Source organism: Kitasatospora mediocidica KCTC 9733 (assembly GCF_000744225.1).
Taxonomy (GTDB): domain Bacteria; phylum Actinomycetota; class Actinomycetes; order Streptomycetales; family Streptomycetaceae; genus Kitasatospora; species Kitasatospora mediocidica.
The window spans coordinates 1,396,934-1,419,853 of the sequence record NZ_JQLN01000004.1 but is presented as its reverse complement, the minus strand read 5'-3'; the positions used below and the strand labels follow the sequence as shown (position 1 = coordinate 1,419,853).

At 72.7% G+C, this 22,920-nt stretch carries 21 protein-coding genes; 13 read left to right on the top strand and 8 right to left on the bottom strand.

The window, feature by feature from the left end:
* Positions 1-6 precede the first annotated feature (6 nt).
* From BS80_RS13745 to BS80_RS39370, 4 genes are all read left to right on the top strand, one after another.
* The gene (locus BS80_RS13745; protein ID WP_083974603.1) at positions 7-2,745 is read left to right on the top strand and encodes a SpoIIE family protein phosphatase; all 2,739 of its coding nucleotides are present in this window, start codon (positions 7-9) and stop codon (positions 2,743-2,745) included.
* Positions 2,746-2,976: 231 nt separating this feature from the next.
* Positions 2,977-3,396, top strand: coding sequence for a TOBE domain-containing protein (locus BS80_RS13740; RefSeq protein WP_035796820.1), 420 nt, complete (start codon positions 2,977-2,979; stop codon positions 3,394-3,396).
* Between the two features lie 79 nt (positions 3,397-3,475).
* Entirely contained in the window at positions 3,476-4,402 is a 927-nt protein-coding gene (locus tag BS80_RS13735; RefSeq protein ID WP_035796818.1) for a hypothetical protein, read from the top strand.
* A 42-nt stretch (positions 4,403-4,444) separates the two neighbouring features.
* On the top strand, positions 4,445-4,669 hold the full coding sequence (locus BS80_RS39370; RefSeq protein ID WP_408607375.1) for an HPP family protein: 225 nt from the start codon (positions 4,445-4,447) through the stop codon (positions 4,667-4,669).
* A gap of 9 nt (positions 4,670-4,678) precedes the next feature.
* On the opposite strand, the gene BS80_RS13725 is transcribed toward BS80_RS39370, so the two are convergent.
* Positions 4,679-5,617, bottom strand: coding sequence for a LysR substrate-binding domain-containing protein (locus tag BS80_RS13725; protein ID WP_051966562.1), 939 nt, complete (start codon positions 5,615-5,617; stop codon positions 4,679-4,681).
* A gap of 71 nt (positions 5,618-5,688) precedes the next feature.
* Between BS80_RS13725 and BS80_RS13720 the strand changes: the two genes are divergently transcribed.
* On the top strand, positions 5,689-6,735 hold the full coding sequence (locus BS80_RS13720; RefSeq protein ID WP_035796816.1) for a YeiH family protein: 1,047 nt from the start codon (positions 5,689-5,691) through the stop codon (positions 6,733-6,735).
* Here the strand turns inward: BS80_RS13720 and BS80_RS13715 are convergent.
* Positions 6,708-8,480 carry a chloride channel protein gene (locus BS80_RS13715; RefSeq protein ID WP_083974699.1) on the bottom strand — a complete coding sequence of 591 codons (1,773 nt, stop codon included), beginning with the start codon at positions 8,478-8,480 and terminating at the stop codon, positions 6,708-6,710. The genes BS80_RS13720 and BS80_RS13715 overlap by 28 nt on opposite strands.
* A gap of 68 nt (positions 8,481-8,548) precedes the next feature.
* On the bottom strand, positions 8,549-9,046 hold the full coding sequence (locus tag BS80_RS13710; RefSeq protein ID WP_035796813.1) for a MarR family winged helix-turn-helix transcriptional regulator: 498 nt from the start codon (positions 9,044-9,046) through the stop codon (positions 8,549-8,551).
* 294 nt (positions 9,047-9,340) lie between these two features.
* On the opposite strand from BS80_RS13710, the gene BS80_RS13705 reads away from it, so the two are divergent.
* On the top strand, positions 9,341-11,038 hold the full coding sequence (locus BS80_RS13705; RefSeq protein WP_035796810.1) for an enoyl-CoA hydratase-related protein: 1,698 nt from the start codon (positions 9,341-9,343) through the stop codon (positions 11,036-11,038).
* 12 nt (positions 11,039-11,050) lie between these two features.
* Here BS80_RS13705 and BS80_RS13700 read toward each other — a convergent pair whose 3' ends face one another.
* Positions 11,051-11,494 (bottom strand): acyl-CoA thioesterase, encoded by a 444-nt coding sequence (locus tag BS80_RS13700; protein WP_035796807.1) that lies wholly within the window; start codon positions 11,492-11,494, stop codon positions 11,051-11,053.
* Between the two features lie 146 nt (positions 11,495-11,640).
* Here BS80_RS13700 and BS80_RS13695 point away from each other — a divergent pair, with 146 nt between their 5' ends.
* The 4 genes from BS80_RS13695 (at position 11,641) to BS80_RS13680 (ending at position 14,259) form a co-directional block, all read left to right on the top strand.
* Entirely contained in the window at positions 11,641-11,886 is a 246-nt protein-coding gene (locus BS80_RS13695) for a DUF6296 family protein (RefSeq protein WP_035796804.1), read from the top strand.
* Between the two features lie 67 nt (positions 11,887-11,953).
* Complete coding sequence (locus BS80_RS13690) at positions 11,954-12,400, top strand: MarR family winged helix-turn-helix transcriptional regulator (RefSeq protein ID WP_035796801.1); 447 nt, start codon at positions 11,954-11,956, stop codon at positions 12,398-12,400.
* A gap of 50 nt (positions 12,401-12,450) precedes the next feature.
* Positions 12,451-13,065, top strand: coding sequence for a cation transporter (locus tag BS80_RS13685; RefSeq protein ID WP_051966560.1), 615 nt, complete (start codon positions 12,451-12,453; stop codon positions 13,063-13,065).
* 60 nt (positions 13,066-13,125) lie between these two features.
* A complete protein-coding gene (locus BS80_RS13680) occupies positions 13,126-14,259 on the top strand; it encodes a Fic family protein (protein ID WP_035796798.1) in 1,134 nt (377 codons plus the stop codon).
* An 18-nt stretch (positions 14,260-14,277) separates the two neighbouring features.
* Here the strand turns inward: BS80_RS13680 and BS80_RS13675 are convergent, their stop codons facing one another.
* Positions 14,278-15,384: an AI-2E family transporter gene (locus BS80_RS13675; protein WP_063771958.1), complete on the bottom strand. Its 1,107-nt coding sequence runs from the start codon at positions 15,382-15,384 to the stop codon at positions 14,278-14,280.
* A 219-nt stretch (positions 15,385-15,603) separates the two neighbouring features.
* A complete protein-coding gene (locus BS80_RS37740) occupies positions 15,604-17,613 on the bottom strand; it encodes an Ig domain-containing protein (protein WP_051966559.1) in 2,010 nt (669 codons plus the stop codon).
* A 601-nt stretch (positions 17,614-18,214) separates the two neighbouring features.
* On the opposite strand from BS80_RS37740, the gene BS80_RS13665 reads away from it, so the two are divergent.
* Positions 18,215-19,087 (top strand): LLM class F420-dependent oxidoreductase, encoded by an 873-nt coding sequence (locus BS80_RS13665; protein ID WP_035796795.1) that lies wholly within the window; start codon positions 18,215-18,217, stop codon positions 19,085-19,087.
* Here BS80_RS13665 and BS80_RS13660 read toward each other — a convergent pair.
* The gene (locus tag BS80_RS13660) at positions 19,084-19,512 is read right to left on the bottom strand and encodes a RidA family protein (protein WP_035796792.1); all 429 of its coding nucleotides are present in this window, start codon (positions 19,510-19,512) and stop codon (positions 19,084-19,086) included. The genes BS80_RS13665 and BS80_RS13660 overlap by 4 nt on opposite strands.
* A 149-nt stretch (positions 19,513-19,661) precedes the next feature.
* Between BS80_RS13660 and BS80_RS13655 the strand changes: the two genes are divergently transcribed.
* Both BS80_RS13655 and BS80_RS13650 read left to right on the top strand, forming a co-directional pair.
* Positions 19,662-20,579: a LysR family transcriptional regulator gene (locus BS80_RS13655; protein WP_035797543.1), complete on the top strand. Its 918-nt coding sequence runs from the start codon at positions 19,662-19,664 to the stop codon at positions 20,577-20,579.
* A gap of 110 nt (positions 20,580-20,689) precedes the next feature.
* Positions 20,690-21,283 (top strand): flavodoxin family protein, encoded by a 594-nt coding sequence (locus BS80_RS13650; protein WP_332262167.1) that lies wholly within the window; start codon positions 20,690-20,692, stop codon positions 21,281-21,283.
* A 6-nt stretch (positions 21,284-21,289) separates the two neighbouring features.
* On the opposite strand, the gene BS80_RS13645 is transcribed toward BS80_RS13650, so the two are convergent.
* Entirely contained in the window at positions 21,290-22,828 is a 1,539-nt protein-coding gene (locus tag BS80_RS13645) for a M1 family metallopeptidase (protein WP_051966558.1), read from the bottom strand.
* Positions 22,829-22,920: the final 92 nt, after the last annotated feature.

The following is a 22,920-nucleotide window of genomic DNA, read 5'->3' as shown; positions in this document are numbered from 1 at the left end:
GGGCTCATGGCCCGGTTGATGGCCCGATCCTCGGCCGCGCTGCCCACCGGCCGAGGACGGCGGGGCGGGCAGCGGCCCCCGGCTGCGGACCGGAGGCCTCCCAGACGCCGGCCACGGCCGTTGCGCTGGCTGCGCAGTGTCGCGGGCCAGGTCTTCGCGCTGCAGGTCGTCGTCGTCCTGCTGCTCGTGCTGGCGGCGGCGCTGGCACTGGTCCTGGAGTCGCACCGCGACACCACCCAGGAGGCCCGCGACCGCTCGGTGGCCGTCGCCCAGACCTTCGCCAACTCGCCGGGCATCGTGGCCGCGATGCAGTCGCCGGACCCGACCGCGATCCTCCAGCCCCGGGCGGAGGCCGCCCGGATCGCCTCCGGCGTGGACTTCATCGTCGTGATCAACACCGACGGCATCCGCTACACCCACCCGCTGCCGGACCGGATCGGCAAGAAGTTCGTCGGCGACTACCAGCCGGCGCTGCAGGGCCAGGTGGTCACCGAGCAGATCACCGGGACCATCGGCCCGCTCGTGCAGGCCATCGTCCCGGTCTACGACACCCACCACGTCGTGATCGGCGCGGTCTCGGCCGGCATCACCATCAGCAAGGTGAACGGCATCGTCGCCCACCAGCTGCCGCTGCTCTTCGGCGCCGCGGCCGCCGCGCTGGCCCTCGCGACGGCCGGTACCGCGCTGGCCAGCCGCCGGCTGCTGCGCCAGACCCGCGGGCTCGGCCCGACCGAGATGACCCGGATGTACGAGCACCACGACGCGGTGCTGCACGCGGTGCGCGAGGGCGTGCTGATCCTGGCCGGGGACGGCCGGCTGCTGCTCGCCAACGACGAGGCCCGCCGGCTGCTCGGCCTGCCCGCCGACGCCGAGGGGCGCCCGGTCACCGAACTCGGCCTGGACGACGCGGCGGCCGAGCTGCTGGCGTCCGGGCGCGGGGTCAGCGACGAGGTGCTGCTCACCGGGGACCGGCTGCTGGTGGTCAACGTCCGCTCCACCGACCGCAACGGCGGCCCGCCCGGCAGCGTGGCGACCCTGCGCGACTCCACCGAACTGCACGCGGTCTCCGACACCGCCCAGGCCGCCCGCCGCGGCCTCAAGCTGCTCTACGACGCCACGGTGGCCGTCGGCACCACGCTGGACGTCACCCGGACCGCCGAGGAACTCGCCCAGGTCGCCGTCCCGCGCTTCGCCGACTTCGTCACCGTCGACCTGGCGGACGTGGTCCTGCGCGGGGAGGAGCCGGCACCGGGCAGCGGCGCCGTGATGCGTCGGGTGGCCTTCAGCGGGGCGCCGGGGCCCTCGCCGTTCTACCCGGTGGGCGAGTTGATCACGATCCGGCCCGCCACCCCGCAGGCCTGGAGCCTGGAGACCGGGCGCGCGGTCTTCGACCCGGACCTGCCCTCCTCCACCGACTGGCTGGCGCAGGACCCCGAGCGCGCCGAACGGCTGCTGGAGTACGGGGTCCACTCGGTGGTCCGGGTCCCGCTGCGGGCCCGCGGCGTGCTGCTGGGGCTGGCCAAGTTCTGGCGCTCGCACGACTCGGCGCGCTTCGACGAGGACGACCTCTCGCTCGCCGAGGAGCTGGTCGCCCGCGCCGCCGTCTGCGTCGACAACGCCCGCCGCTACACCCGCGAGCACGCCATGGCGATGACGCTGCAGCGCAGCCTGCTCCCGCACGGCCTGCCCGAGCAGAACGCCCTGGAGGTCGCCCACCGCTACCGCGCCGCCCAGGCGGGCGTCAGCGGCGACTGGTTCGACGTGATCCCGCTGCCGGGCGCCCGGGTCGCGCTGGTGGTCGGCGACGTCGTCGGCCACGGCCTGCACGCCGCCGCCACCATGGGCCGGCTGCGGACCGCGGTGCACAACTTCTCCACCCTGGACCTGCCGCCCGACGAGCTGCTCGGCCACCTGGACGACCTGGTCAACCGGCTCGACCAGGACCAGAGCGCCCCCGGCGGCGGCGACGCCGTCACCGGCGCCAGCTGCCTCTACGCCGTCTACGACCCGGTCTCGCGGCTCTGCACGATGGCCCGGGCCGGCCACCCGCCGCCCGCGCTGGTCCGGCCCGACGGCACGGTGGAGTTCGTCGACGTCCCGGCCGGCCCGCCGCTGGGCCTCGGCGGCCTGCCGTTCTTCGCGGCGGAGGTCACCGTGCCCGAGGGCAGTCGGCTGGTGCTCTACACCGACGGCCTGGTCGAGGACCGCGAGCGCGACATCGACCAGGGCCTCGAACTGCTGAGCCAGGCTCTGCACGAGGCCGGACCCGGGCCCGAGGAGACCTGCGAGGCGGTGCTCGCCGCGCTGCTCCCCGCGCACCCGACGGACGATGTCGCCCTGCTGGTCGCCCGGACCCGGGTGCTGCCCGCCGACCGGATCGCCGAGTGGGACGTGCCCTCCGACCCGGCCGCCGTCTCCGACGTCCGCGCCGCCGTGAGCCGGCAGCTGGAGCTCTGGGGGCTGGAGGACATGGCGTTCGTGACCGAGCTGATCCTCAGCGAACTCATCACCAACGCGATCCGCTACGCCGCCGAACCGATCCGGGTCCGGCTGCTGCACGACCGCAGCCTGATCTGCGAGGTCTCCGACAGCAGCAGCACCTCCCCGCACCTGCGCTACGCCGCCAGCACGGACGAGGGCGGCCGCGGACTCTTCCTGGTCGCCCAGTTCGCCGAACGCTGGGGCACCCGCTACACCGCGACCGGCAAGGTGATCTGGGCCGAACAGGCGTTGGGCGGTGTGTAGTGCCGCGTCAGGCAACCTTCGCCCCGCCGCGCAGAAGTTGCCTGGCGCGGCACTGGCCGATGCTGCATTCGGACGCCTCTTCCGCTCACCTGCGACCCGCCCCCCAGCTGCGGGCCGGCAGCTGCGAGCGGCGCTCCTCGCAGCCCGGAACAGCTCGCTACGGTTGGTTGGTAACGCCGCGGACAGCACGGCGGCCACTCCCTGCTCACCCCTATCCGTGAGGTCGATCCCATGAGCCTGAGCATCCGCAACCAGATCCTCGGCACCGTCACCTCCGTCACCACCGGTGAGGCGATGGCCACCGTGAAGGCCCGCCTCAACGGCGGCCAGCTGATCACCGCGGCCGTCACCGTGGACGCCGTCAAGGACCTCGGCCTCGCCGAGGGCAGCGCCGTGCGCGCCATGGTCAAGTCCACCGAGGTGTCCCTCGCCACCGGCCCGGTGACCGGCCTGAGCATCCGCAACCAGATCCCCGGCACCATCACCGACATCGCCGCCGGCGCCGCCATGGCCACCGTCAAACTCTCCGTCGAGGGCGGCGAACTGACCGCCGCCATCACCAAGGACGCCGTCACCGACCTCGGGCTGACCGTCGGCGCGCCCGTCGTCGCCCTCATCAAGTCCACCGAGGTCTCGCTCGCCACTGCCTGACGCATCATCAGCCGTTCCGCTCCCTCCGTTCCACGGGCGGAGTAGCATCGCGACTCCTCGGCACTCTGGGGAGGCAGCGATGCACTATCAGCCCGACAGGCCCAGCCGGGCCGTCCAGCTCACGCAGAACCTGGAGGCCGTCCTCCGGGGTCTGACGGGTGATCAGAAGACCTATCTGCGACGCCCGAAGGCAGTGGGCCCCCCGCCGCCGCTGGACGACGACGAGAGCCTGGCGGAGCTGCGGCTGATCTCCGGGATCGCCGCACGCGCGATCGTCGAGTTGGAGCAGGGGAACCTGCTGAACACGGACGAGTACCCCGACGGCGAGCATGTCGCCCTCGCCGCCCTGGTGTCCGAGATCCGCCGGCTGACCGTGGGACACGAAGCCCGGACCGGCCACGCGGCGCGGCGCAGCCTGCTGGGTTGGTTCAGCGGTGACGGCGCGGCCTCGGCGCTGGCGTTCAAGGATCTGCGCGAGCGCCTGGTGGAGGTGCTCAAGCAGCAGGACGCGGACGCACTCGCCGCCGCCCAGCCCCGGCAGCGGCCGGTGCGGCAGGTGGTCCAGCTCACCAACCAGGAGTTGCTGAAGGCGGAGATGGCCAAGGCCATCGGGAGCGACGCCCCCAAGGGTGACACGCCGCTGGTCAAGGCGATCCTGGTGATCGACGGCACGGCCTACCGGGGCACGAACGGCGGCGCGGTGTCGGCCGTCACCAGCGCGCTCATAGGCCTCCTGGTGGACCAGCTGGAGGACTGGACTCTCACCGGCTGCGCGGAGGTCCACGCCCTGGACGCGTTCATCGTGGCCGGGAACTACGCCAGTGCGGCCGCGGTGCGAGCGGACTTCACCGGCACTCCCCGGGTGATCAAGGACCCGGTGATCGTCGCGATGGACGCCCGGGGCCGCCCGACCCGCAGCTGGGTCAAGCGGATGCCCTGCGAGCACTGCCAGCAGTGGCTCCCCGCCCTGAACATCACCCCCAGCATCAAGGACGCCGTCATCTAGTGCCTGACGCGGCACTAGCGGCCCTGTTCGGTCGTCCCCTTGGTGTGCCGTGGGGCGCTGGCCGGCGGGCCGGCGATCGGGGCGGTGACGATCGCGCGGATGCCGCACTCGCCGGCCGCCGCCACCGCGGTGATCGCCGTGCTCCAGGCGCCGCATCCGGTGCCCTTCCTGGTCCTGCTGACCACGGCGACCGTCCTGCTGGTGGCCGCCGGTGTCGCGGCGAGCCGGGCCCAGCACGCGGCCCGGTACCCCGCGTACTGGTGGTAGCCGGGCGGTTCAGCTCCGGCGGGTGATCCGCAGCAGGTGCTGGGCGGGCTCGGTGAGCTCGGTGTCCTTGCGCCAGACGGCTCGCAGCGTGCGGTGCAGGGCGAGGTCGTCGGTGGTGGGGATCTCGACCAGGCGGCGGGCGGCCAGGTCGTCGGCGACGGCCAGCTGCGACAGGACGGCCGGGGCCGCGCCGCCGGCCGCGGCGGCGCGCAGCGGGGTGGTCGAGCCCAGTTCGAGGACGGGCTCGCACGGGCCGTTCCAGGCGCGCAGGGCGCGCCGCAGGGTGTCGCGGGTGCCGGAGCCGGCCTCCCGCAGGACGAGTGGGGTGCTCGCGAGTTCGGCGCCGGTGAGCGGCTGCCTGCGGCGGGTCCACGGGTGTCCGGGGGCGGTGACCACCACGAGCCGGTCGTGGGCGACCACGGCGGTGCGCAGGTCGCGGGGCGTGGCGGGGCTCTCGATGAAGCCCAGGTCGGCGTCGTGGCGGCGGACCGCCTCGACCACCTGCTGACTGTTGGCGACCTGGAGCCCGACGTGGACGCCGGGGCTCAGCGTGCGCAGGGTGACCAGCCAGCCGGGCAGCAGGTGTTCGGCGAGGGTGAGGCTCGCGGCGATCTGCAGCCGTCCGTCCTGCCGGGAGACCAGCGCGTCGACGCCTTCGGCCAGCGCCTGCGCGGCCTCCAGCACCTGGCGGGCCCAGTCGGTGACGATCACCCCGGTGTCGGTGAGCCGGGAGCCGGTGGTGGAGCGGTGCACGAGCTGGAGGCCGAGCCGGCGTTCCAGCAGGTTCATCCGCTCACTGGCGGCCGGCTGGCTGATGCCCAGCCGGCCGGCGGCCCGTCCGAGGCTGCCGGTCTCGGCGACGGTGACCAGGAGCTCCAGCGCGTTGAGGTCGGGCAGTCGGCGCGGACGATCCGCAGGTCGGGGGCCTGCGGGTGGGGTCGAGGTCATAGGGATAAGTTATCGCGTGCCAGGTAACCGACGGGTACCGGCCGCCGCGGGGCCGGGGGAATCTGGCTGTCATGACCCTCTCCCTCCCGCGTCCCACCACGCCTCGTGCTCCCGCTCCCGCCACGCGCCTGCTGCCGGGGCTCACCGTGGTGGCGGCGGCGGTCGCGGTGGCGTGGTCGGTGAACCGGCTGGTGCCGGCCGTCGCGCCGCTCACCTGGGCGGTGGTGCTGGGGGTCGTCGCGGGGAACCTGCGCCTGCTGCCCGCCGCGCTCCGGCCCGGCCTGGCTTTCTCCTCCCGCCGGCTGATGCGGCTCGGGATCGCCCTGCTGGGCCTGAAGTTGGCGCTGGGCGACGTGGTGGCGCTGGGCTGGCAGACCGTCCTGGTGGTGCTCGGGGTGGTGTCGGCGACCTTCTTCGGCACCCAGTGGCTCGGCCGGCGCGCGGGGCTGCCCGGTGACCAGCCGCTGCTGATCGCCACCGGGTTCTCGATCTGCGGGGCGTCCGCGGTCGCCGCGATGAACGGCGTCACCGAGAGTGACGACGAGGACGTGGTCACCGCGGTCGCGCTGGTCACCCTCTGCGGCACGCTGGCGATCGCGGTGCTCCCGCTGCTCCAGGCCCCGCTGGGCCTGGGGGACGTCCAGTTCGGCCGCTGGACCGGGGCCAGCGTGCACGACGTCGGCCAGGTCGTGGCGATCGCGCAGGGCGCCGGACCCACCGCGCTGGGCCAGGCCGTGGTGGTCAAGCTGATGCGGGTCGCGCTGCTCGCGCCGATCGTCGCCGGCGTCGCGCTCTCCCGCCGCCGGGCCCGGACGGCCGCGGCGGCGGGCCCGGCGGGTGCGCCGGTCCCGGGCCGGCGGCAGCCCGTCGTGCCGCTCTTCGTGGCCGGCTTCCTGGCCCTGGTGGCCGTACGGACCAGCGGGCTGCTGCCCGCCTCGGTGATCACCGGTGCGGACCAGCTGGACGGACTGCTGCTGGCGGGCGCGCTGTTCGCGCTCGGCAGCTCGGTCGACGTCCGCGCGCTGGTCCGCACCGGGGGACGGGCCCTCCTGGTGGGGCTGGCCTCCTGGCTGCTGATCGCCGCTCTCGCCTACATCGGCGTCCGGCTCACCACCTGAGCGGCGACGGCAGCGGCGGGCGCGGTGGCCTGGCGGGGGATCAGGCGCTGGCGGTGGTGCTCCTCGGTGAGGTCGTGCCGCCGGGCGTGCAGCAGGTCGCGCAGGCTGATCACGCCGAGCACCCGGCCGGCCGGGAACCCGGGGGAGTGGCCGACCACCGGCGCGCTGGTGACGTGGTGCTCGGCGAAGAGGTAGGCCACGTGGCGCAGGGTGTCGTCGGGACGGATCACCACCCGAGCCTCCTGGACCGCGTCCGCTCCTGCGTCGCCGTCCGCGCCGGCCAGCAGGTCGCGTCGGGTCGCGACGCCGGCCAGGCTGCCGTCGTCGGCGGTCACCGGGTAGAGCCGCTGGCCGTGCCCGGCGGCGGCCTCGTCGCGCAGGGTCGCCAGGAACGCCGGGTCCGGCCGGTGGCCGGCGGCCAGCACGTGCGGTTCGCGCCGCATGACCTCCTCGGCGAAGAAGGTCTCCAGCGGGTCCGTGGAGTACTCGCGGGTCAGGTGCAGCCCGCGTCGGGCGATCTTCTCGGTGAGGATCGACCGCTTGAGGATCAGCGTCGAGAGCGCGTAGCCGGTGGTCGAGGCGACCAGCAGGGGCAGCGCGGTGGGCCAGGCGTGGGTCAGCTCCAGGGTGAAGACCACCCCGGTGAGCGGGGAGCGCATCACGCCGCCGACCACCGCGGCCAGCCCGGCCATCGCCCAGAAGCCCGGGATCACCTGGGGGAGCAGCATGCCCTCCCAGGCACCGAGCGCCCCGCCGATCATGAACACCGGTGCCAGCACGCCGCCGGAGGTGCCGGAGCCCAGCGACAACGACCAGATCAGCGTCTTGACCACCAGGATGCCGATGATCAGTGAGGTACTGGCCCGGCCGGTCAGCAGCTGGTCGATCACGTCGTAGCCCACGCCCAGGGCGCGGGGCTCGACCAGGCCGCCCAGCCCGATGACCGCGCCGCCGATGGCGGGCCACCACATCCAGTGGAACGGCAGCCGGGCGAAGGCGTCCTCGGCCCGGTAGACCAGCCAGGTCGCGGCCACCGCGAGGACGCCGCCGGTGAGCCCGACCACCGCGGCCAGCGCGGTGACGCCGCCGTTGAGGTGCAGACCGGTGGTCGGGACGGGGAACACCGGACCGGTGCCCATCAGGACGCCACGGGTCACGGTGGCGACCGCGACCGCGCCGACCACCGGCACGAAGCTGCGCGGCCGCCACTCGAAGAGCAGCAGTTCCACGGCCAACAACACAGCGGCCATCGGGGAGTTGAAGGTGGCGGCCATGCCGGCGGCGGCCCCGGAGACGAGCAGCGTCTTGCGCTCGTCCGCGCTCAGCCGCAGCGCCTGGGCGAGCATCGAACCGATGGCGCCACCGGTCATGATGATCGGTCCCTCGGCGCCGAACGGGCCGCCGGTGCCGATGCTGATCGCGGCCGAGACCGGCTTGAGCAGGGCGACCTTCGGGGCGACCCGGCTGCCCCCGGTGAGGATCGCCTCGATGGCCTCGGGCATCCCGTGGCCGCGGATCTTCTCCGAGCCGTAGCGGGCCATCACCCCGATCACCAGACCTCCGGCGACGGGCGCCAACAGCACCAGCCACCACGGGTGGTGGTGCAGGCCGGGCGCCACCAGCGCGGTGTCCCAGCGCTGGTAGAAGACGAGGTTGGTGACCAGCCCGATCAGCCGTTGCAGGAACAGTGCCGCCAGCGCGCCCGCGCCGCCGACCGGCAGGGCCCAGGCGCAGATCAGCAGCATCCGCGGGCCGACGGTGAAGTCCCCCAGGTGGGCGGCCCGTTGGTGCGCCCCGGTGACGGGCTTGGCGCTCACAGCGGCACCGGCCCGTGTACGTCGGCCGCGTAGCCGTCGCCGACCACCTGATGGAAGGCGCGCAGGCCCTCCGCCGTCGCGGCCCGTTGGCCGGGCTCCAGGCGGGCCAGGATGCGGGCGAACTCCTGGTGGCGCCAGTCCAGTACCTCGCTCACCACGTGGTGGCCGAGTGCGGTGAGCTCCAGGGTGACCACCCCGCGGTGGTGCGCGTCCGCGCCGCGCGCGATGTGTCCCGAGACGTGCAACCGGTCGGCCAGCCGGGTCACCGAGGAGGCGCCCAGGCCCAGCGCCTGGGCGACGTGCGAGGACGGGCAGCGCCCGAGGTCCCGCAGTGCGAGCAGCATCCGGAACTGCGGCAGCGAGACCTGTCCCGCGAGCACGTCCAGGCTCCTGAGCGCCACGCCGATCAGATCGCGCGCGGCGGTTTGGAACGCGTCGATCTCCTCCTGGGCGGGACTGTCCCCACCAGGTACGTCATCAGATATACCGACCATGTGGAGAGTATTGCATCCGACAACACTTGTCGGAGGGGGGTGTTCGCGGAGTGAGACCCGGAGCACAGAAGCGCGACAGCGGCGCGCCGGCACCTTGGCAGCGCCCCAGTACCTCGGCAGCGCGGCAGCGCCTCGGTAGCGCGGCGGCCCCGCAGCGTTCGCTCTGCGCCCGATCGGGCGACTCACGGGCCGGTCGCCGGGCGCGCGTTCGCGGTCGCCGCGCGCCCGGGCGTGAGGATCGCTGACGGCCGGGCCCGCCGCCTCCCCCGTGCGCCGGGCGGCCGGGAGGCAACCGTGCGGATTCTGCTCGTCGCGAGCGCGTTCAACAGCCTGACCCAACGGGTCTTCGTCGAACTGCGCGATCGCGGACACCTGGTGGGCGTGCAGCTGGCGCAGGCCCCGGACGACGACGCGCTGCGGGCGGCCGTCCGCCGGCACGCGCCGGACCTGACCCTGGCCCCGATGCTGAAGAGCGCGATCCCCGCCGACCTCTGGACCGCGCACACCTGCCTGATCGTCCACCCGGGCCCGGTCGGCGACCGCGGTCCGTCCTCGCTCGACTGGGCGCTGCACGAGGACGCGGAGCGGTGGGGCGTGACCGTCCTGCAGGCGGACGCGGTCATGGACGCCGGGGACGTCTGGGCCACCGTGCCCTGCGCGGTCCCCGCCGGCGTCGCCAAGAGCGACCTCTACCGCGGCGAGATCTCCGACGCCGCGGTGGAGGCGGTGCTGCTCGCCGTCGACCGCGTCGCCTCCGGCACGTACGCGCCGCAGCGGCAGGCCGGCCTGGTGCCCGCCGGCCGGACCCGTCCCTACCTCGACCAGAGCCTGCGCCGCATCGACTGGCGGCGCGACGGCACGGCTGCGGTGCTGCGGGCCCTGCGCGCCGCCGACTCGCAGCCGGGAGTCCTCGACGAACTCTGCGGCGCCCAGTGGTTCCTGCACGGCGGCCACCCGGAGGACCGGCTGCGCGGGCGCCCGGGCGAGCTGCTGGCGACCCGGGCCGGCGCCGTCTGCCGGGCCACCGCCGACGGCGCGGTGTGGATCCCCGAACTACGGGCCCGTCGCCGCCCCGGCGGGCCGCCCGGTGTCAAACTCCCGGCGGTGACGGCGCTCGGCGGGCTGCTGCCGGACCTGCCCGAAGCCGCTGACGGTTGGACGGACATCGACTACCGGGAGGACGGACCGGTCGGCGTGCTGCGGTTCGCCTTCCCCGGCGGCGCGATGAGCACCGACCAGTGCCGCCGCCTGCTCGCCGCCTACCGCCTCGCCTGCGCCCGCCCCACCTCGGTCCTGGTGCTCGGCGGCGGCCGCGACTTCTTCTCCAACGGCATCCACCTCAACGTGATCGAGGCCGCCGCCGACCCGGCCGCGGAGTCCTGGGCCAACATCCAGGCGATGGACGACCTGGTGGAGGCGGTGCTGACCACCACGGACCGGCTCACCGTCGCGGCGCTCGGCGGCAACGCCGCCGCCGGTGGCGCGATGCTGGCGCTGGCCGCCGACGAGGTGTGGTGCCGGGCCGGCGTCGTCCTCAACCCGCACTACCGCCTGATGGGCCTCTACGGCTCCGAGTACTGGACGTACACCCTGCCGCGCCGGGTCGGCCCGGCCGCCGCCCGGCGGCTGACCGAGGAGGCGCTCCCGGTCGGTGCGGCGGGCGCCCAGCGCCTGGGACTGGTGGACCGGATCGTGGAGAGCGGACCCGCGGACTTCGCCGGGGACGTCCGCGCGCTGGCCGCCCGGCTGGCCGCCCTGCCGACCACGCCGCAGCGGATCGGCGAGAAGAAGGCCCGCCTGGAGCGCGACGCCGCCGACCGCCCATTGGCCGCCTACCGCGAGGACGAACTCGCCCGGATGCACGCCATCTTCTTCGACCCACAGGCGCCCTACCACGCGCTGCGGCGCGCCTTCGTCCACAAGGAGCGCCCGACCCGCAACCCCGCCCAGCTCGACGCGCTGCCCCGGGCTGGGTCCGTCGGCGACCGCTGATCACTCGCCGGCTCAGATGCCGAGTGCCGCCGGGTCGGTGGCGAGGGCGCCGAGGGCGGCTCGCGGGTCGGGGACCAGGCGGCGGGCGGTGAGGTCCAGGATGCCGCTGACCGCCGTGAGTTCGGCGGCCACGGTGGGGGTCGCGGCGTCGGGTTCGTCGGTCCGGGTGATGGTCTGGATCAGCCGGAAGGTCTTGCCGGTGCCCCACTCGAAGCGGCAGCTGACCGCGACCTCGTCCCCGGCGCGCAGCTCGCGCCGGTACTTGATCGTCGTTTCCAGCACGACCGGGCCGACCCCGGCGGCCAGCAGGTCGGCCTGCCGGATCCCGGCGCTCTCCAGGTGGGCCCAGCGGGCGTGTTCGGCGTACTGGAGGTAACAGGCCTGGTTGAGGTGGCCCTGGGCGTCGGTTTCGTAGCCGCGGACGGTGATCGGGACGGTGAAATCCTGGTCGCTCATGCCCCGAACGGTACCTCCGGTCACCGACGCACCGTCAGGCCGGCGGGCGATGATCATGAGGGCTCGGCTGCGCCTATTTCATCGGCCCGACGAGGTTTGGGCGGCCGCTCGGCCGGTCAGAGGCCAATCGAGGGCAGGAGTCCGCCATGACCGTGATCGAACGCTATGCCATCACCCTTCCGGGGACGCCGGGCGCGCACGCCCCGCCCCGGGTGGTCACCGTCCTGCTCTCGGACCGGGTCGGGGTGGACGGGCGTCCGGTCTACGTGGACGAGACCGGCGAGTTCCTGGTGCAGATCGGCGCCGACGGGGTCGCCGAGCCGTTGGCGGACGATCCGGGCCCCTGCGTGACCAAGTGCCTGCACGCCGTCCCGCTGCCCGGGCCGCGCTGACGACCGCGGGAAACTCCCGATCCACCATTCTCCCTACGAACGGTTCCCCGAGGGTAGCGTTGGCCGCATGAGTGAGGCCGAACTCCCCGAGGTGACGACCACCTTGGTCTACCGGCTCGGCGGGCTGGGCGCGATCGCGTCGGCCAGGTTCGCGGCGGCCGTCGAGCCGCTGGGGATCAGGCCGAAGCACGTCGCGCTGATGGCCGTGCTCAGCGCCGGCGCGGCCGCCTCGCAACTGGAGCTGGCGCAGACCCTGGGCGTGGTGGCGAGCGTGGTGGTCGGGCTCACCGACCGGCTGGAGGCGCTCGGAGCCGTCGAGCGGCTCCGCGACCCAGACGACCGCCGTCGGCACCGCCTCTCGCTCACCCCCGCCGGACGCACCCTGCTCGCGTCCTGCACCGCCGCCGCGACCGCCCTCGACGCCGAACTGACCGCCTCGCTGAGCCCGGCCGAGGCGCAGTCGCTGCACCGCGCCGTCGGCGTCCTCGCGAGCGAGACCGGCCTCCCGGCGTAGCTCGCCCGGCCTGGGCCCAGCGGTCGGCGGCAGCTGGGAGGATGTCCGTCATGGCATCGACCTCTCCCGCGCCCACGTCCGCACCCGCCCCGGACACCGCCCGCCTGCTGCGCCGGGGCTTCGCCCTGGAGTGGGCCACCCTGGCGTGGAACGTCGTCGGCATCGTCGTCCTCGCCTTCGCCGCCGTCGCGGCGCGCTCGGTGGCCCTGGCCGGCTTCGGGCTGGACTCGCTGATCGAGATCGCCGCCTCGACCGTGGTGATCTGGGAACTGTCGGGCACCGGCGAGGAGCGGCAGCGCAAGGCCATGCGGCTGATCGGCGCCGCGTTCCTGGCGCTGGCGCTCTACCTGCTGGTCCAGTCGACCTGGGCACTGGCCGCCGGCCACCACGCCCACCACAGCCCCGCCGGCATCGCCTGGACCGCGGTCACCGCCGCGGTGATGTTCCTGCTGGCTCACGGCAAGTCCCGCACCGGAGCCGCCCTGGACAACCCGGTCCTGCGCACCGAGGGCCGCGTCACCCTCGTCGACGCCCTCCTCGCCACCGCCGTCCTGCTCGGCCTGCTCCTGAACTCCGCCCTCGGCCTCTGGTGGGCCGACCCACTGGCCGGCTACGTCATCGTCTTCTACGGCCTGAAGGAAGCCCGCGCCGCTCTGACCCACTGAGTGACCCGGCCGAGGCGTGTGACGATTGACGGAGTAATGCCATGATGGTGTCATTGCTTCATGCTGTACGAACTGCCTGAGCTGGAAGACGCCGATCTGCGGGTCCTCGCGGAGATCGAGGAGATGCGGGGGAACCTTCGGCTGCACCTTCGGACGCCCCGACGCTGGGAGGGGCAGTTGCGGCGGAATCTGACTGCGCGGGCAATCGCGGGCTCCAACACGATCGAGGGTTATGCCGCGAGCGTCTCGGATGTCGAGGACATCATGGTCGGCGAGACGCCGATCGACGCGGGTGAGACGGTGACGGCCGAGATCGAGGGCCATCGGCAGGCGATGACCTACATCCAGCGGCTGGCGGATGCCGCGGACGACTTTGCCTACAGCGCGGGCCTGCTGAACGCGTTGCACTTCATGATGCAGGGCCATCATCTGCTGAAGCGGCCCGGTTGGTGGCGCACCGGCCCGGTGTACGTCACGTCGGCCGAGGATCCGACCATCGCCGCCTACACGGCTCCCGCAGCTGAGCAGGTGCCCACCTTGACCGGTGAGCTGGTCGCTTGGCTGAACGATGGTGACCTGGCGGCCCCGGGGCTGGTGCGTGCGTCGATGGCGCACCTGAACCTGATGGCGATCCATCCCTGGTCCGACGGCAACGGGCGGATGTCCCGTGCTCTGCACACGCTGGTGCTCGCTCGGGAGGGAATCGTGGCCCCTGAGTTCTCCAGCATCGAGGAGTGGTTGGGGCGCGCTCGCAACACCTACCGCTACTACGACGTGCTGGCCGATGTCGGGGGTCCGGTCTGGACGCCGGAACGGGACAGCCTGCCATGGGTGCGGTTCTGCCTTCGTGCCCATCACCAGCAGGCGCAGACGGTGGCCCGTCAGGTGGAGACCACGCGGGAGGTCTGGTCGGGACTCGACGAGGCGATCGGCCGAAGGGGCTGGCCCGAACGGATGATCTACGCGCTCTACCCCGCCGCGATGGGCAACCGACTTCGCCGCGTGACCTATCAGGCGGACGCGGAACTGAGTGAGCAGCAGGCTCAGCGCGACATCCGCGAACTCGTGAAGTCGGCCTGGTTGGTCGCCCGGGGCGAGGCCCAAGGGCGCTACTACGTCGCCGGTCCGGAACTCCCGGACGCCGTCGTCCGTGGGGTGCGCGAGCCCCGGCCGTTGCGCGATCCGTACCGCTAGGAGCACCGGCGACGGGGGTCAGTTCGGGGCCGGGGTGCGGAGTTCGCAGATGACGGCCCAGGCGACCGAGACGAGGGGGAGGGCCACTACGGCGCCGATCACGCCGGCCAGGATGCCGCCGGCGGTGACGGAGAGGGCGACGGCGACGGGGTGGATGCTGACGGCCCAGCTCATCACCACGGGGTGCAGCAGGTGGCCCTCGATCTGGCCGATCACCACGATCAGGGCCAGCACGATCAGGGCGGTGACCGGGCCCTTCGCGGCCAGGGCGACGACGGCGGCGATCGCCAGCGCGACCGGTGAGCCGATCAGCGGGACCAGGGTGGCGAAGAACTCCAGGACGGTCAGCGGCAGGGCCAGCGGCACGCCGAGGACGACGAGCGCGATGCCGACCAGGATCGCGTTGCTGGCGGAGACGATCATGATGCCGCGGGTGTAGCCCGCGAAGGTGCGCCAGGCGGCCTGGCCGGCCCGGGCCGTGGTGGCGCGGGCGTCGGCCGGGAACTGGCGCTGCGCCCAGCGCCACATGCCGTCGCCCGAGTGGATGAAGAAGATCGAGCAGAACAGCGCGAGCGCCGCGCCGGTGACGATCTCCAGCACCCGCCCGGCCTCGTTCACCGCGGTGCTGACGAGCGTCGAGCGGTGCGACGACACGAAGGTACTGAGCTTCGAATGCAGTCCGGCGAGGCGGTCCGGCCGGAGGTGGAAGGGCGCTCCCTCCAGCCACTTCTCGATCCGGTCGATCCCGCCGCTGAAGTCGTTGCCCAGCCTGGTCCACTCGCCGGCCACGGTCTCGCCGATCAGCGCGAGCACCCCGGCGAGCAGCAGCAGTGCCCCCAGGACGGTCACCAGGACGGCGAGCACGCGTGGCATCAGCCGGGTGAGCCGGTCGGCGGCCGGGCGCAGGATCGCGGTGATCACCAGGGCGACGAAGACCGCCACCACCGGGAGCACCAGGCGCCCGAGCACGATGAGGACGACGTAGAGGGCGACGGCCATCACCAGCAGCCGCCAGGCGTACCCGGCGACGCGCTGCACCCCGGGCCCGACGGGCGAGGCCGGGCGCGCGGACTCGCGCAGTCGGTCGGCCCGTCGTACGGCGTTCCGCCTGGTGGGCGATGGCATCCGGCACCTCCTGGTCCAGGTGGGCCCGGGTGGGCTCAGCAAACCGTAGATCGCCGCACCGCGCCGGAGCCCCAGCGCCACGAGGTACCCCCCGAATGCCTGCGCCGAACGCCTGCGCCGAACGCGCCCGGACCGTGGGTGCCCGACGCGAACCGCCCGCCGCAGCCGGGGTGCGGCTGCGACGGGCGGATGGGGTCCTGCGGGGTGCGGCAGGAAGGATCAGTTCTCGCGGGCCGAGGCGTCGTCCACCAGGAACGCGGTGGTGGCGGCGCTGCCGGACTCGTGCGAGACCAGTTCGAGGCCGATCGTGGTGCCCCAGCCGACCTGGTTGAGGTACGGGGACAGGTCCACCGACTGGTACTGGTAGCCGGGGGTCGAGCCCTGGCTGCTCCACGTCTTGACCGTGCCGAGCGGCTGCTTGGTGTACTGGTCGATGGCGATCAGCGACAGCGTGTCGGGGGTGGCCGAGGTGTTCGTGGTCTCGGTGTCGAGCCAGAACGAGAACGACGCCGCGGAGTAGCCCGGGTAGGTGTCCAGGTACTGGGTGATGGAGTCGTCGCTGCCGACGCTCTGGCCGAGCCAGGCGTACCAGGTGCCCGAGTGCGCCGAGTGCAGGCTCGACGGGGTGATGACGTTGTAGCCGGACGGGCTCCACGCGTCGGTCATCCCGGTGTGGTTGACGTCGGCCGAGCCGTTCTCGAAGCCGGGGTCGATCAGCTGCTCGATGCTGCCGCAGCCGACCCGGGCGCCGGCCGCCAGGTTCTCCCAGAAGCCGGTGCTCGCCGTCTTGCCGGCGCTGTCGGCGGCGTTGACGGTGATCCGGACGTAGCCGTTGGTGGCGGCGGCGCTACCGGAGATGACGCCGGTCGAGGCGTTGATGCTGAGCCCCTTCGGCAGGCCGGTGGCGCTGTAGCTGACCGCGCCTCCGGCGCTGTCGACGGCCACTGCCGGTATCGAGAGCGGCGAGTTGGGGGTGTCCGTCCGGTCGCACATGGTGCTGAGCACCACGGGCGGGTTGGTGTAGACGGGGTCCGAGGCACTGCAGAGGTGGTCGGTGTTGGACCAGAGCGTCTGCAGCGGGAACGAGCCGGTGGACAGGTTCTCGGTGAACAGTCCGCCGTTCGAACCGGCCGGGATCCAGGCGCACTTGTCCGCGACCTCCTGGCCGGTGGCGTCGGTCCAGCCGCCGGGGGTGTTCGGGTCGGTCAGCGTCTCGGCGTACTCGTGGCCGCCGATGATGCCGTAGCCGTCGAGCCGGCCGCGGGGGGTGTTCTCGCCGAACCAGTTGGTACCGCACCCGGCGACGTCCGTCAGGTAGGGCATGTTGGTGTAGGCGAGCTGGCCGTACGAGGAGTGCTCGAAGTCGTGCCAGGCGCAGTACCCGAGCTCCTTCCAGGTGTCCGGGTCGGTGCCCTGCGGCGAGTCGATGATGTACTGCACGTTGCGGTTCTGCGCCTCGGTGGTGTTGCCGAAGTGCTGTGCGGCGGCGGCCGCTTCGGCACCGAGCTGCGGCTCGTTCGCGGACTGCGGGGCCGGGGCGGCGTTGTCCACCCAGACGCCGGCGAGGACGCTGCCGGCCTTCGGGTACGGGATGTGCGAGGCACCGGCCGGGCACTGGATGCTGCCGGCCGCGATGCCCTCGCAGTACTGGGTCAGCACCCCGCTCCAGCCGTCGCCGGCGCTGCCCAGGCCCTTGAAGAAGTCCTGCTGGTACGGGGCGGCCTGGTCGGCGTCCTTGGACATCACCACGTCACCGGCGGCGTTGGTGGACGGGGTGCCCCACTGCGAGCCCCAGAGCACCAGGTACACCTTCGGCGGGCCGATGATCACACCGGTCGAGTCCTGTCCGCCCTTGTACTGCAGCTGCAGGTCGTACTGGTTGGAGACGTACCCGTCATCGGGATTACCGGTGGACGGGTCGGCCCCGTCGGCGACCTGCGGGTGCATCTTGCCGCTGGAGTCGACCGGGGCGGGGCGGCTCGCGCCGACCTTGCCGCGGACCGCCGGCTTGGCGGTGGGCTTGGTCGGCTTGGCCACCTTCGGGGTGCCGGGCTGGACCTGCATCCAACCGCTGGCCGTGGTCTGCACCCATCCCGCGGAGGCGGGGTGCGGGTCGGCCGTGGCGGTCAGCGGGTTGGCGACGAGTCCGGCGCCGGCGATGGCCACGACGAGGCCGGTGAACACGGCTCGCTTGCCGCGCCGGAACAGACCGTATCTGAGTCTGGTCACGTGACACAGTCCCTTTCAGGTGGGGTGCATGGGGGAGGTGCCCCGGTCCACAGGCTGCGGACCGGGGCGTGCCAGTGGACTGGCTGAGGGGGAGCGTGAGGAGCGCACACGGGGGAGAGCTGCCATGCGGAGAAGCGGGGGAGGACCGAACGCGAGCAGCTCCGACGCGCGACTCGGCGTTGAGGCGCGCGGGGGGAGGAAACAACGGTGGAACTACTGAGGTACTGTGACGCTCTATCAGTGCAATACTATATTGCACATGCCACACTGCGCACAAGAGTCAACGTGTTCGCCCTAAATCGAACATTCCGAGCGGTGATTCATGGCCGAATTTCCGGCGTTTGGCGGTGGTGGCTGCACGGCCCGTGCGGAAAAGGATGAAAAGCGCTATTCCGATGCGTCAGATCCCCGAATGCCCGTATATCGACCCAGTGGTGCCGCGACCTGGGCGGGAGGGCGGGAGGGGTCGACGGGCGTCGACGGGCCGCGGCGACGCCGCAGGGCAGGGGTCGTTCTCCTGCGCCGCGGTGGCCCGCCCCGCCGCTATCGTGGGCAGCCGGACCGGCCGACGGGCCGTCGTATTCAGAGCTGAGGACTGTTCATGAAACTCGGTCTGCACTACTGGAACTACTCGACTCCCACCGATCCCGCGCTGATCGGTCCGACGCTGGCGCAGACCGCGCGGATCGCCGAGCAGTCGGGCGTCGCCTCGTTCACCGTGATGGACCACTACTTCCAGATGGAGCACGGCACGGGAAGCGCCGACCAGCCGATGCTGGAGGCGTACACGGCGCTCGGCTATGTCGCGGCGCTGACCGAGCGTATGGAGCTCGGAGTGCTGGTCACCGGCGTGATGTACCGCCACCCCGGTCTGCTGGCGAAGATCGTCACCAGCCTCGACGTGCTCTCCGGCGGCCGGGCCAGGTTCGGCATCGGCGCCTCCTGGTACGAGCGCGAGCAGCGCGCCCTCGGCGTGCCGGTGGTCCCGGTGGCCGAGCGGTTCGAGCGGCTGGAGGAGACCCTGCAGATCTGCCTGCAGATGTGGAGCGACGACGACGGCCCCTTCCAGGGCCGCCACTACCAGCTGGAGGAGACGCTCTGCGTCCCGGCGCCGCTGCGCCGGCCGCACCCGCCGATCATGATCGGCGGTGGCGGTGAGAAGAAGACCCTGCTGATGGTCGCCCGGTACGCCGACTCCTGCAACCTCTTCGCCACCTCACCGGACGAAGTCGCCCACAAGCTCCAGGTGTTGCGCGCGCACTGCGAGGACGAGGGGCGCGACTACGACGCCATCACGAAGACCGCCCTGGGCGGCCGTGCGGTGCTGGACGACGTCGACGCGTTCCTGGCCCTCGCCGAACAGTACGCGCGGTTGGGCATCGACGAACTCCAGGTGGTGCCGGACCGCCACCCGGTCAGCTTCGCCGAACAGCTCGCCGAGCGGGTCCTCCCGGGGCTCGGCTCGATCGGCTAGGACCTGTACGGCGTGGTGAGACTGCTCGGGGCAGTGGACGCGCGGTGGGCCGTCACCTCGATCTCGAACCTCATCCGCGGATCGGCCAGGCCGCAGACGAGCATGGTGGCGGCCGGCCGGATCTCGCCGAAGCTGCGCCGCAGGGTGGGCCAGCAGAGCGGGAAGTCGGCGCGCTCGGGCAGCAGGTAGCGGACCCGGACGACGTCGGCGAGGGTGCAGTCGGCCTCGGCCAGCGCCGCCGTGACGTTGCGCAGGCTCTGTTCGGCCTGCTCGACCACGTCGTCGGAGATGGTCATGCCCGCGTAGTCGAAGCCGGTCGTCCCGGAGACGTGCACCCAGTCGCCGTCGACCACGGCCCGGGCGTAGCCGATCTCCTCCTCGAAGGTGGAACCGCTCAGGATCGCGCGTCGTCGTCGCTCAGTCATGCCGGAAAGCTAGGCAGCCTGCGGTGATATGTCCAATACCCTGCCGCGTCCACCGTGATATCTCCGGCGATATCGCAGGGGCCGTCCCGAGTGCTGTCCCGTGTGCTGTCCCGTCGGTCATGGACGCTGTGGTCATGGACGATATGGACATGGACGATCGCCCCGAACTCGGACTCCGGCAGCTGCACGCCTTCGCGGTGCTCGCCGAGGAACTCCACTTCGGCCGGGCGGCCGAGCGGTTGGGCATCGCGCAGCCGCCGCTCAGCCAGCAGATCCGCCGCCTGGAGACGAGGGTCGGCTACCCGCTGTTCAGCCGGGGGCCCGGTCCGGTCGCCCTCACTGCGGCCGGGAGCGAACTCCTCCCGGCCGCCCGGCGCGCGCTCGACGAGCTGGCCGTCGGCCTGGACGCGGCGCGGCGCACCGGGGGCGGCGCGGCCGGTCGGCTCCGGATCGGTTTCGCCGCCTCGCTCGCGCTGACCGTCCTGCCGGACCTGCTGCGCGCCTACCGGGACCTGTATCCACAAGTCGATCTGGAGATACGGGAGATGACCACGGCGCCGCAGGTGGCGGCGTTGCACGGGCAGCTGATCGACCTCGGACTGCTGCGCGAACCCCCGGACGATCCCGGGCTGGTGACCGAGCCGATCCTCTCCGAGGGGTTCGTCGTGGTGCTGCCCGCCGGGCATCCGCTGGCCGCCCGGCGCGTCGTCCCCGTCGCGGCGCTGGCGGCACTCGCGGCCGAACCGTTCGTCCTGCTGCCGCGCGAGGCCGGACCGACGGTCCACGACCGGATCCTCGACCTGTGCCGCGAGGCCGGCTTCGAACCCCGGCTCGGCCAGCAGGCCGTGGAGTGGCAGACGGTCTGCGCACTCGTCGAGGCGGGTCTCGGCGTCTCCCTCGCCCCCGCGAGCATCCGCCGGATCCGCCTCAAGCGCGTCGCCTACCGCCGGATCGCCCCGACCACCGTGCGCACCACCGTCGCGATGGCCTGGCGACGCGAGGATCGCAACCCCCTGGTCGAACGCTTTGCGGCAGTGGCCCGCGACGCCCGGGGGCAACGGCGCTGAGACACGCGCCGGCCGCCTCGCCCGCCGACGAGCCTGCTGTGGGTCTGCTGCGTGTGGGTGCCGGGCGGGGGAGGATTGAGATTAGTTGCAGATGCATTTAATGTATGCGCATGATGACTGACGCAAAGAGCTTCCTCTTCGTCCTTGCCAGTTCCCGCGACGGCGGCAACACCGAAGCGCTCGCGCGGGAGGCGGCCGCTCAGCTGCCGGCCGGGACCGAGCAGCGGTGGCTGCGGCTGGCGGACTTTCCGCTGCCGCCCTTCAAGGACCTCCGGCATGCGGGGGAGGGCGCGGACCGGGAGCTCGGTGAGCACGAACGGCTGCTGCTGGAGGCGACGTTGGCGGCGACGGACGTGGTGATCGTCTCGCCGCTGTACTGGTACAGCGTCAGTTCCAGCGCCAAGCTCTACCTCGACCACTGGTCGCACTGGCTGCGGCTGCCGGGGGTGGACTTCAAGGAGCGGATGGGCGCCAAGACCTTCTGGTCCGTCAGCGTGATGGCGAACGCGGACGATGCGGTGGCCGAGCCCCTGTTGGGGACGCTGCGCCTGAGCGCCGCGTACTTCGGGGCGCGCTGGGGTGGCGGGTTGCTGGGGCACGCCACGCGGCCTGGGGGCGTGCTGACGGACGGGGTGGCGCTGGAGCGGGCCCGGGAGTTCTTTGCCGTGGACCGGGAGCCGGTGGGGGTGGGCACTGCGAAGTGACGGCCGTCATAGTGTCGCGGTACCACGGGTGGTGGCGACCGTGGTGGTGTGCGAGACCGTCCAGTCCGGGTGGCCGGGCATCGGCGGGGTGTGGGTGCCGTAGAGCCAGTCGGTGAGGAAGCCGCCGAGGTCCTGGCCGGAGACGTCGGAGGCGGTCGTGATGTAGTCCTGGGTGGTCGCGGTGCCGTTGCGGTGGCGCTGGAGGAAGGTCTGCTCGATACGGGCGAACGTCGCCTCGCCGACCTTCTCGCGCAGTGCGTAGAGGACCAGGACGCCGCCCAGGTAGCGCTGGCCGTCGAAGAGGTCCGCCGCATCGGGCGCGGCCACCGGGCCCGAGTCGTGGCGCCACTGGTCGCCCTTGGCGTAGGTGTCCTTCATTCGCGCCTCGAGCGAGGTGAGGCCGAGCGAGTCGGGCCAGCCGCGCTCATAGCGGTACAGCAGTCCGTAGAAGTCGGCGTGGCCTTCGTTGAGCCACAGGTCCGCCCAGCTCTGCGGTGTGACGCTGTCGCCGAACCAGGAGTGCACCAGCTCGTGCATCATGTGCGAGCCGATCGCGGACTCGGGCTGCCGCAGGAAGTTCGGCTTGTAGAGCGTCAGGGTCTGCGTCTCCAGACCCGTGAAGCCGAACGCGTCGGGGGCGTCGGTGTTCGCCGGCAGCAGCCCGTAGCTCTCCAACGGGAAGGCTCCCAGGCGCTGTTGCAGCCAGTCGAGCTGTCCCGGTGTCAGCGCCAGGGCCGGCTCCAGGTCGGCGGCGCGCGCGGTCGGGACGATGTCCCGCAGGCGGACGCCGACCGGTCCGGGGCGGTCGCGCACGGTGTAGTGGCCCACCGAGACCTGGACCAGCTCGGTGGCCATCGGGTCGCGCGAGGTGTAGGTGCGGGTGGTCTGCCCCTGCTGCTCGGTGGTGGAGGTGAGCGAGCCGTTGGCGACCCCGTACAGATCGTCCGGGGCGGTCACCCGGATGGTGAAGTCCGCCTTGTCGCTGGGGTGGTCGTTGCACGGGAAGACCGTGTGCGCGCTGTCCGGCTGCCCGGCGATCGCGAACCCGTCGGGGGTGGGCACCCATCCGCTGTGCGGCAGTGCGGCGCGCGGGTCGGCGGTGTACTGGACCTGGACGGTCATGACCGCGCCCGAGGGCACCGGGTTCGCCGGGGTGACGGCGAGTTTCTCGTCGTGCAGCGCGAAGTGGGCCGGCTGGCCGTCGACCTGCACGCTGTGCACGTCCAGGCCCAGCGCGTCGAGCTCGAAGCCGCTCAACGGGCGCAGGCTGCGTGCGGTGATGCCGGCGGTCGCGTCCACCGTGCGGGTTCCGGCGCGGTAGACGAAGTCGAGGTCGTAGCGCAGCGCGTCGTAGCCGGTGTTGCCCAGCGCGGGGAAGACCGGATCGCCCAGGCCGTTCGCCCTGCCGAGGCCCGTCCCGCCCGGGGTTGCGGCCGTGGCCGGCGGCAGCGCGGTCAGCCAGCAGGCTGCGGCCATCACGAGCGCTCCGGTGCAGGCGCCGAAGGGGGCGCCGGTGCGGGTGGCGCGGGGGCGAGTCGTCGTCATGGTCACGGATCGTAGAGGCGCCGCAGGGGGTCGGCCCGGAACGTCGCGATCGGTCGGCGGGTCGCCAGGTCGCCGGGTCGCCAGGTCGCCGG